This window comes from Pseudomonas izuensis, assembly GCF_009861505.1.
Lineage (GTDB): Bacteria > Pseudomonadota > Gammaproteobacteria > Pseudomonadales > Pseudomonadaceae > Aquipseudomonas > Aquipseudomonas izuensis.
Genome location: NZ_WTFT01000072.1, coordinates 1 through 9,638, shown reverse-complemented (window position 1 = coordinate 9,638; position 9,638 = coordinate 1). Strand labels below are relative to the sequence as shown.

Below are 9,638 nucleotides of genomic sequence, written 5' to 3'. Positions count from 1 at the left end.
AAAGCCAAAGCGAGGCGGCCTGACAGCCGACCTGGCTTTTTTGTGGATGTACTCCGGACCAAACTGTAGGGGCTGGCTTGTCGGGTCGCCGCATCGCAGCGAATGCGGCGGCAGGGTCAGCATCGGCGTCGACTGACGGTCTGCATTCGCTGGCAAGCCAGCTCCTACAGGGTATGCGTTCACTGAAAATCGGGTTGGCCCACGGTTATTTGTAGGAGCTGGCTTGCCAGCGAAGACGGCGGCACAGGCAACATCGGTGTCGACTGACGGTCCGCTTTTCGCTGGCAAGCCAGCTCCTACAGGGTATGCGTTGACTGGAATCGGGCTGGCCCTTGGTTTTTTGTAGGAGCTGGCTTGCCAGCGAAGACGGCGGCAGGGTCAACATCGGCGTCGACTGACAATCCGCTTTCGCTGCGGTGCGGCGATCCGACAAGCCAGCTCCTACAATGGGTACTCGTGCCCTCGAGAGGCGGGGTATTCTGGGTGCACCTTCCCGAATCTGGAGGTTTGCATGAAAGTAGGTGTGATCTCCGATACCCATGGCTTGCTCCGTGCGCAAGCCCTTGCCGCTTTGCAGGGCTGTGAACGGATCATTCATGCCGGTGACATCGGCAAACCCGACATCCTCGATCAATTGGCCGCCATTGCTCCGTTGCATGTCGTGCGCGGGAACAATGACCTGAATGCCCCTTGGGCAGCACATCTCGCCGACCGCCTGAGTTTCGACCTCGACGGATGGCAAATCCTGCTGGTCCATGACATGGCGGATGTGCCCGCCGTGCTTGATGCAGGCACCAGGCTGGTGATCACCGGCCATTCGCACAAGCCACGCATGGAATGGCGCGGCGATCGGCTATTCCTCAATCCCGGCAGCGCGGGGCCGCGGCGCTTCAAGTTGCCGGTGACGCTGGCGCTGCTTGAGGTGCAGGCACATTCGATTGAGCCGCGTCTGGTGTCGCTGCTGGAGTAATCCCTATTTACGCGTGTCTTCTGCAAAGGTTCCCGTGCGCACCTCGCCACTGCGCACATAACGGGCGATCAGCACCCCACCGGGGGTAGTGGTCGAGTGCGCCAACGTGAAGGCCGACGCCTGGGCGTCGTCGCCGAACAAGCGCTTGCCATGGCCAAGCAGGACGGGATGAATCATCAGCCGAAGCTCGTCCACCAACCCGGCTGCCAGCAGTTGGCGCACCAGGTCGCCGCTGCCCTGGGTCAACAGGTGGGGGCCGTCCTGGCGCTTGAGCGCGCCTATCGCGTCGACCAGTTTGCCCTCCAGCCCATGGCTGTTGCGCCAATCGAGCGTAGCGGGTCGATGCGTGGCCACATGCTTGGGCACGTTGTTGAACAGGTCAGCGATGGCGTGGTTGTGTATGTGCGGCCAATACGCCGCGAATATGTCGTAGGTGCGACGCCCCAGCAGCAACTCGAAAGGCTGCGAGAACAGGTCTTGTATGGCCTGGCCGGAGACGTTGTCGGCATAGGGCACGATCCAGCCCCCGAAGCGGAAGCCGCCGCTGCGGTCCTCTTCAGGCCCGCCGGGTGCCTGCATGACGCCATCCAGACTGATGAAAGCGGCAACGATGAGCTTGCGCATGGTCTTCTCCTGATTCGTCCGACGGGGAATCCTGATGGATAGTCGAACGAGACGCGGTGAAATCGACAATAGCACCACCCTTGCAGGAGCAAGCTTGCTCGCGAGGGTGGTCAACGTTGACGCGTGAGGTCTGGATGACCTCGGCGCATTCAGTTTTTTTCGCGAGCAAGCTCGCTCCTACAGGCTGCCCACCAGATGGCCGCCGTCCACCGCCAGCACCGCGCCACTCATGAACGCACCGGCCTCGCTCGCCAGGAGCAGGAAGGGGCCTTCCAGTTCCCGCAGGGTTCCCAGCCGACGCATCGGCACGACGTCGCGGATGTACGCCTGGCCCTTGTCGCTGTCGAAATAGGCGTCGTTCATCTCGGTCTTGAAGTAGCCCGGCGCGATCGCATTGACCCGGATCTGGTAGCGCGCCAGTTCCAGGGCCAGGGATTTGCTCAGTTGCACCACGCCGGCCTTGGCCGCGCAGTAGTGGCTGTAGCCGGTGCCGACACGCAAACCGAGCATTGAGGCGATGTTGACGATGCTGCCGGGGCGCTGCGCCTTGGCGAGCCGTTGCGCCGCGCATTGGGCGACGCGCCAGACGCCATCGAGGTTGGTCGACAGCATCGCGCGCCAATCGTCCTCACTCACCTCCAGCACGCGCTGGCCATTGCCGATACCGGCATTGTTGAGCACCACGTCGACTACGCCGAAAGCGGCCTCGGCCGCATCGAAAGCGGTTTCGACGCTGCTGCGGTCGGTGACGTCCAGTGCGACAGCCAGCGCTTCGCCACCGGTCTGACGAATGTCTTCGGCAAGCTGTTGCAAGCGCTCGACGCGACGGGCGCCGAGCACCACACGGGCGCCGGCATGGCTGGCCACTCGCGCCAGATGTGCCCCAATGCCACTGGAAGCGCCAGTGACCAATACCGTCTTGCCGGCCAGGGAAAAGCTGTTCAGAACGTCCATCACAACACCTCGAACAAGCCGGCCGCGCCCATGCCGCCACCGACGCACATGGTCACCACCACGTATTTCACACCACGGCGTTTGCCCTCCAGCAAGGCATGGCCAACCATGCGCGCACCGCTCATGCCATAAGGGTGACCGATGGAAATCGCACCGCCGTTGACGTTGAGCCGGGCGTTATCGATGCCCAGTGTGTCGCGGCAGTAGAGCACCTGGCAGGCAAAGGCTTCGTTGAGTTCCCAGAGACCGATGTCATCGACTTTCAGGCCATGCTGCTTCAACAGTTTTGGCACGGCCAGCACCGGACCGATGCCCATCTCTTCCGGCGCCAGACCCGCCACCGCGATCCCCCGATACAGGCCCAGCGGTTGCAGGTTGCGCTGTTCGGCCAGTCGCGCGTCCATCAGCACGCAGGCACTGGCGCCGTCGGACAACTGGCTGGCGTTGCCGGCGGTGATGCAGCCGCCTTCGATCACCGGCTTGAGTTTGCTCAGGTCTTCGAGGATCGTCTGCGGGCGGTTGCCTTCATCGAGACTCAAATTGACCTGTTCATGGCGGACCGCACCGCTGGCCTTGTCTACGACCTCTTTGGTCACCCTGACCGGGACGATTTCGTGGCTGAACAGGCCGGCCAGTTGCGCCGCGGCGGTGCGCTGTTGCGATTGCAGGCTGTAGAGGTCCTGCGCTTCACGGCTGATACCGTAGCGCTTGGCTACCAATTCGGCAGTTTGCAGCATCGGCATGTAGGCCAGGGGGACGTGGCGCAGGACACTTTCGTCGTGCTGGCTGCCGACCCATTCCATATGACGGTTTTGCACCAGGCTGATGTGTTCCTGGCCGGCGCCAACGGTCACCTGCATGCCGTCGACCATGATTTGCTTGGCGGCGGTGGCGATCGCCATCAGGCCCGAAGCGCACTGGCGATCCAGGGTCTGACCGCTGACGGTCAACGGCAGGCCCGCTGCCAGTGCACTCATGCGGCCCAGGTTCCAGCCGGCGGTGCCAGCGGGCATGCCTGTGCCCATCACCAGGTCTTCGATTTCACCGGCTTCGATACCGGCACGCTCGACAGCGGCGCGAATCGCGAAACTGGCCATGGTGGGGGAGGTGGTGACATTGAACGCACCGCGAAACGCCTTGCCGATCGGCGTACGGGCGGTGGAAAGGATGACGGCTTCTTTCATGATGTTGTTCCTGCTCAAGGGAGGCTTGGGGCAGCCTCCTGTAGGAGCCGGCTTGCCGGCGAAGGCGTCAGGTCAGTCAACGTATCAATCGTCTGAATTGACGCTTTCGCTGGCAAGCCAGCTCCCACAGGGGATTGGGTGCAAGGCCAATGTTGGGGTTAGAGGCGTTCGATGCGGGTCTTGCCGGCGGCGACGAGGCGTTCCAGCAACGGGGCAGGGTGGAACCACATCTCGCCGTACTCGCCAAGTGCCTTGCGGTAATGGCGAATACCATCCAGCACGACGTCCAGGCCAATCTGCTCGGCATAGTGCAACGGACCGCCGAGCCAGGCCGGGAAGCCGTAACCGTTGATCCACACCAGGTCGATATCACCACTGCGTTCGGCGATGCCTTCGTCGAGCAACTGAATGCCTTCATTGATCAGCATGAACAGGCAGCGATCATGAATTTCCTGGGCGGTGATCGGCCGCCGCGGGATGTGCAGTTCCCCGGCGATGCGTTCGGCCAGCGCAATGACTTCGAAGTCCTCCTTGCGTTCGCGCCCCTCATAAATGTACGCACCACGTTTGGTCTTCTGGCCGAAGCGACCGAGGGCGTTCAATTCGTCGGCGATCCGGCAGTAGCTCGGGTCATGGGCAATCGCTTCACGACGGGATTCGCGCACCAGGAAGCTGACATCGATGCCGGCCAGGTCGTGCATCGCCATGACGCCCATGGCCAGGCCCAGATCAGTCAGCACCTGGTCAATCTGCGCCGGAGCAGCGCCTTCCAGTACCAGGCGATGGGCTTCGCGGGAGTAGGGTTCGAGCATGCGATTGCCGATGAAACCGAAGCACACGCCAGACACCACCGGAATCTTGCCAATGGTCTTGCCCAGTTTCAGTACGGTCGCGAGCACCTCGGGCGCGGTGAGTTTGCCGCGCACCACTTCCAGCAAGCGCATGACATTGGCCGGACTGAAAAAGTGCAGGCCGATCACATCGTGTGGCCGACGCGTGACGGCGGCGATCTGATCGACATCGAGGGTGGAGGTGTTGCTGGCCAGAATGGCGCCGGGCTTGCACACCTCATCCAGGGTACGGAATACCTGTTGCTTGATCGGCAGGCTTTCAAACACCGCCTCGATCACCAGGTCGCACTCGGCGATGTCGGCATAGTCGAGGGTGCCGGTCAGCAAGGCCATGCGCTTGTCCAGCTCGGCTTGAGTCAGCTTGCCGCGTTGCAGGCTAATCTCATAACTGTTGCGGATTTGCCCCAGCCCACGCTCAAGGGCGTCGGGTTTGAGTTCCAGCAGCGTGACGGGAATGCCCGCGTTGGCGAAATTCATGGCGATGCCGCCGCCCATGGTCCCCGCGCCGATCACCGCAACGTTGGCCACCGGACGCAGGGCCGTGGAGGTGCTGACACCGGCCACCTTGCCGGCTTCGCGCTCGGCAAAAAACACGTGGCGCAAGGCCTGGGATTGCGATGAAGCTTCGGCTTCCTTGAACAGGGCGACTTCGCGCTGCAGTCCGGCGTTCAGCGGTAGCACGCAGGCGGATTCGACGGCCGCCAGCACCAGGCGTGGTGCCAGGCGATTTTTCCAGCGCGGTTCGTGGGTGGCGCGATAGCGCGTGAAAAAGTCTTCGGGCAGGGCGGCGGCCGGATTGGAATGACGCTCTGCGGGGCGCGCAGGTGCATCCTCGTGGATCAATTCCCGGGCAAAGCGGCGTGCAGCCTCTAGCAAGTCATCGCCTTCCCCGATCACGCGGTCGAGCAAGCCAAGGTCAAGGGCATGGCTGGCGCTGACAGGCTGGCCGGACATCATCATTTCGAGTGCCGGTTCGGCACCGATCAATCGCGGCAAACGCTGCGTCCCGCCTGCGCCGGGCAACAGTCCCAGGTTGATTTCCGGCAGGCCGAGTCGGCTGCTGGTAGCGCTGATGCGGTAGCCGCACGCCAGGGCCAGTTCCAGCCCGCCACCGAGGGCGAAGCGACCGATGCAGGCAATCAGCGGCTTGTCGATTTGCGTGAGGCGCACCAGCAGATCGGGCAGGGAAGGTTCGGCAAAGGAGGCGGCAAGACCGAATTCGCTGATGTCGGCGCCCGCGCAAAACAATCCGTTTTCGCCATGCAGAATGATCGCGGACACCGCCGGGTCGCTGGCGGCGCGGTCACAGGCTTCAAGAATGGCCGCACGCAGGGGTTGCCCGAGTGCGTTGACCGGCGGCGAGGCCAGGCCGATCAGCGCGAGATTGTGTCCGACGAGGTAAGTGACCAAAGTGCTCATGATGCATTCCTGAAATTCGTTGAAAAGATTGCCGCAGATCCTGTGGGAGCGAGCCTGCTCGCGAAAGCGGTGTGTCAGTTGCTGAAATTTCGTCTGACACTCTGCATTCGCGAGCAGGCTCGCTCCCACATACACACAAGCGGGATCTGTCTAGAACCAGCTGTCCTGCATGTAGTAGGCGACATGGTTAGCGTCTGTCAGCAGGCGTGCCTGGGACTCCAGCGAAGCCAGTTCCCAGGTCATGAAGTAGTGCGCCGCCTGCAACTTGCCTTGATAGAAATCGGCATCGCTGCCGGTCGCGCCGCCCGGCAGGGAACGGCTGGCGAGTATTGCCTGACGTAGCCAGACCCAGCCGACGACCACGCGGCCAAACAGATCCAGATAAGGCGTGGCGTTGGCCATGCCGAGATTGGCATCGGCGGCCACTTGCGCCTGCAGGCTGGCGGTGACCCGCTCCAGGATGTTCAAGGCATCGGCCAGCAATGCCGCAACCGGGGCGCAATGCGCATCTTTGTTGGCGACCAGCAGGGTGGCGAGCACTTCGCTGATGAAAATCCGATAACCGTCGCCACCGCGTGGCCCCAGCTTGCGACCCAGCAGGTCAATGGCCTGGATACCTTCGGTGCCTTCATGGATCGGGTTCAGGCGATTGTCGCGGTAGTACTGCTCCAGCGGGTATTCGCGGGTATAGCCGGCACCGCCCAGGATTTGAATGCCGATCTCGGACGCGAGCAAGCCGTAGCGCGACGGGTAGGTCTTGACCACAGGCGTGAGCACGTCGAGCAGTTCGGCGGCATTGCTGCGCTGCGCCTCTGTGGGGGCCGTGTGGGCATCTTCCACGAGGCTGCTGGCATAGAGACACAGCGCCAGGCTGCCTTCGGCGTAGACCTTCTGCTGCAGCAACATCCGCCGAACATCGGCGTGTTCGACAATGCGCACCTGAGGCGCTGCCGGGTTCTTGTTGCCGGGAAGGCGACCTTGCGGACGCTGACGCGCATAGTCCAGGGCGTGGATGTAGCTCTGATAGGCGAGGCTGGCGGCGCCGAGACCGACACCGATGCGGGCTTCGTTCATCATCTGGAACATGTAGCTCAGCCCCTGATGGGGCTCACCGACCAGATAACCCACGGCGCCATCCTGCTCGCCGAAACTGAGCACGGTGGAGGTGGTATTGCGATAGCCCATCTTGTGCAGCAGACCGGCGAGGGCCACGTCGTTGCGCGCACCGACACGGCCGTCGGCGTTCACCAGGAACTTGGGCACCAGAAACAGCGAGATGCCCTTGGTGCCGGCCGGCGCACCTTCGATACGGGCCAACACCAGGTGCACGATGTTTTCGGTCAGTTCGTGGTCGCCCCCGGAGATGAACATTTTTTGGCCGAAGACCCGGTAGGTCCCGTCGCCTGCCGGGCGTGCCAGGGTACGCAGGTCGCCCAGCGCGGAGCCCTGGCCAGGCTCGGTGAGGGCCATGGTGCCGCTGAAGCGGCCATCGAGCATTGGCGCCAGGAAGCGTTCGCGCAGCTGCGGACCCGCGAAGGCTTTGACCAGATTGGTCGCGCCGATGCTCAAGAAGGAATAGGCGACCGTGGAGATATTCGCCGCATTGAAATAGGCCATGCAGGCGCGCAGCACCACTTCCGGCAGTTGCAGGCCGCCATCGGCGAAATCGTGGTGCGCAGCCAGGAAGCCGGCCTCGGCAAAAGCATCCCAGGCCACTTTGGTTTCGGGAATCATGTGAATCCGCTCGCCATCGAAGGTCGGTTCGTTGGCGTCACCCTTGTGGTTGTGCGGGGCGTACAGTTCGCCGGCGATCTGTCGGGCGGTGGTGAGAGAGGCGTCGAACACGCCACGGTCGTGGTCCGCGTAGCGCGGACGTTGCAACAACGCCTCGGTATCGAGCAGCTCGTAAAGCTGAAAGCGTAATTCGCGTTCGTTGAGCAGCAGGTCAGTCATGGCATCTCTCGTCAGACAGTGTCGAGTGGGGGTCATGGGAGGATTCATGGCCCGTTACAGGCGCCCACAATAGAGCGATGTGTGGGGTATTTATCCCCCTCCTTTGGGGTAGGCCCGGACGTTGTCAGTTCACGGGCCGGGCAACAGCAAACGACCCGTTTCCTTGTAGGAGCGAGCCTGCTCGCGAAAGCGGTGTGTCAGTCAATACATGTATCAACAGATACACCGCATTCGCCAGCAAGCCGGCTCCTACAGCTATTTGGGGTGTCAGCGCACGCCAGCGATGCGCAACGCGGCGGGGGTGAAATCGTTCATTTTGGCGGGCTTGCCATAAACCGGCGCCTGTTTGGACTCGTTGATCAATGCCAGCACGTTGTAGCGCCCGGCGATCAGGTCATAGATTCCCAACATCGCGTAGGCTGCGGAACCGCGCTCGTAATCGTTGGCGGTGTAGCCTTCGCCGACACGCCAGAGTTGACCGCGACCGTCATAGTGATCGACTTCCGCCAACTGCCAGGTGTCCTCGTCGAAGTACAGATCACGCTTGGCATAGACGTGACGCTGGCCCGGCTTGAGCGTGGCCTCGACGTGCCAGACCCGGTGCAGTTCATAACGGGTCAGGTCCTGGTTGATGTGTCCCGGCTTGATGATCTCGTCGTACTTCACCTTGGGCGACTGCAACCGGTAGTTGTTGTACGGGATGTACAGTTCCTTCTTGCCGATCAGCTTCCAGTCATAACGGTCCGGCGCGCCGTTCATCATGTCGGTGTTGTCGGCGGTACGCATGCCGTCCGAGCCATTGCCAGGGCCGTCGTAGGCCACTTGCGGCGCGCGGCGCACCCGCCGTTGCCCGGCGTTGTAGACCCAGGCCAGGCGCGGCTCCTTGACCTGGTCAATGGTCTCGTGGATCAGCACTACGCTGCCGGCCAGGCGCGAAGGCGCGGTGATTTCCTGCTTGTAGAAATACAGAATATTGTCGGCCTGTCCCGACTCGACACCTTCCATGAGCTGCGGGAAGGCGAGTTCGTCGTTGTATTCCACAATGGAGTACGAACCGTTGGCCTGCGGTGCGGCCTGGGCGGCCTGGCGCTGCATGTTGCCGCCGCGATAACGGTTGGTATGGTTCCAGTAAACCTCGACACCACTTTTTGGAATCGGGAACGGGTAGTAACGGGTCTGGCTGAAATTGGCCAGGCCGCTGCCGTCGTTGATCAGTTGCGTGGTCACCGCACTCTTTTTGGCAATCTCGTAGATTTCCTGCGGGTTGGCGGCGGTACGCTGGGTTTTGTACACCGGGATCTTGTAGCTGTCGGGGTAGCGCTTGAACATCGCCAGTTGGCCCGGGGTCAGCTTGTCCTTGTACTGCTCGGCGTTGGCGGCGGTGATCACGAACTGCGGCTTGTCCGCGGCAAACGGGTCGCCGAGGAAACCGCGATCAAGGGGGGCCGCGCCGGGTTTCAGACCTCCGGTCCAGGCCGGAATGCTGCCTTCGGCATTACCGGCTTTTTCTGCACCCAAAGGCGTCAATGTGTTGCCCAGTTGGGCCGCTTCCTGGGGTGAAACGGCGGCCAGGACGCTGGTGGCCAGTAACGACAGGGTCAATGCGCCGGCGCGTAGCATGGATGTTGTTTTCATTGTTCGGGCTCCTCGGCCAATGGTGCGTCAGAAATTCACGCCGAAGCT

At 62.3% G+C, this 9,638-nt stretch carries 7 protein-coding genes; 1 reads left to right on the top strand and 6 read right to left on the bottom strand.

The window, feature by feature from the left end; genetic code table 11:
* Window positions 1–511: 511 nt before the first annotated feature.
* Window positions 512–970: a metallophosphoesterase family protein gene (locus tag GPL81_RS30780; RefSeq protein ID WP_160109853.1), complete on the top strand. Its 459-nt coding sequence runs from the start codon at window positions 512–514 to the stop codon at window positions 968–970.
* Window positions 971–973: 3 nt separating this feature from the next.
* Here GPL81_RS30780 and GPL81_RS30775 read toward each other — a convergent pair whose 3' ends face one another.
* The 6 genes from GPL81_RS30775 to GPL81_RS30750 all read right to left on the bottom strand — a co-directional run bounded on the left by GPL81_RS30775 (window position 974) and on the right by GPL81_RS30750 (window position 9,590).
* A complete protein-coding gene (locus tag GPL81_RS30775) occupies window positions 974–1,594 on the bottom strand; it encodes a dihydrofolate reductase family protein (RefSeq protein WP_160109852.1) in 621 nt (206 codons plus the stop codon).
* A gap of 177 nt (window positions 1,595–1,771) precedes the next feature.
* A complete protein-coding gene (locus GPL81_RS30770) occupies window positions 1,772–2,548 on the bottom strand; it encodes an SDR family NAD(P)-dependent oxidoreductase (RefSeq protein WP_160109851.1) in 777 nt (258 codons plus the stop codon).
* Window positions 2,548–3,732: an acetyl-CoA C-acyltransferase gene (locus GPL81_RS30765; protein WP_160109850.1), complete on the bottom strand. Its 1,185-nt coding sequence runs from the start codon at window positions 3,730–3,732 to the stop codon at window positions 2,548–2,550. Before GPL81_RS30765 ends, GPL81_RS30770 begins: the two co-directional genes overlap by 1 nt.
* A 158-nt stretch (window positions 3,733–3,890) precedes the next feature.
* Window positions 3,891–6,002, bottom strand: coding sequence for a 3-hydroxyacyl-CoA dehydrogenase NAD-binding domain-containing protein (locus GPL81_RS30760; RefSeq protein WP_160109849.1), 2,112 nt, complete (start codon window positions 6,000–6,002; stop codon window positions 3,891–3,893).
* Window positions 6,003–6,152: 150 nt separating this feature from the next.
* Complete coding sequence (locus GPL81_RS30755; protein WP_160109848.1) at window positions 6,153–7,955, bottom strand: acyl-CoA dehydrogenase; 1,803 nt, start codon at window positions 7,953–7,955, stop codon at window positions 6,153–6,155.
* A 267-nt stretch (window positions 7,956–8,222) separates the two neighbouring features.
* Window positions 8,223–9,590, bottom strand: a complete 1,368-nt coding sequence (locus tag GPL81_RS30750) for a DUF1329 domain-containing protein (RefSeq protein WP_160109847.1) — start codon at window positions 9,588–9,590, stop codon at window positions 8,223–8,225.
* Window positions 9,591–9,638: the final 48 nt, after the last annotated feature.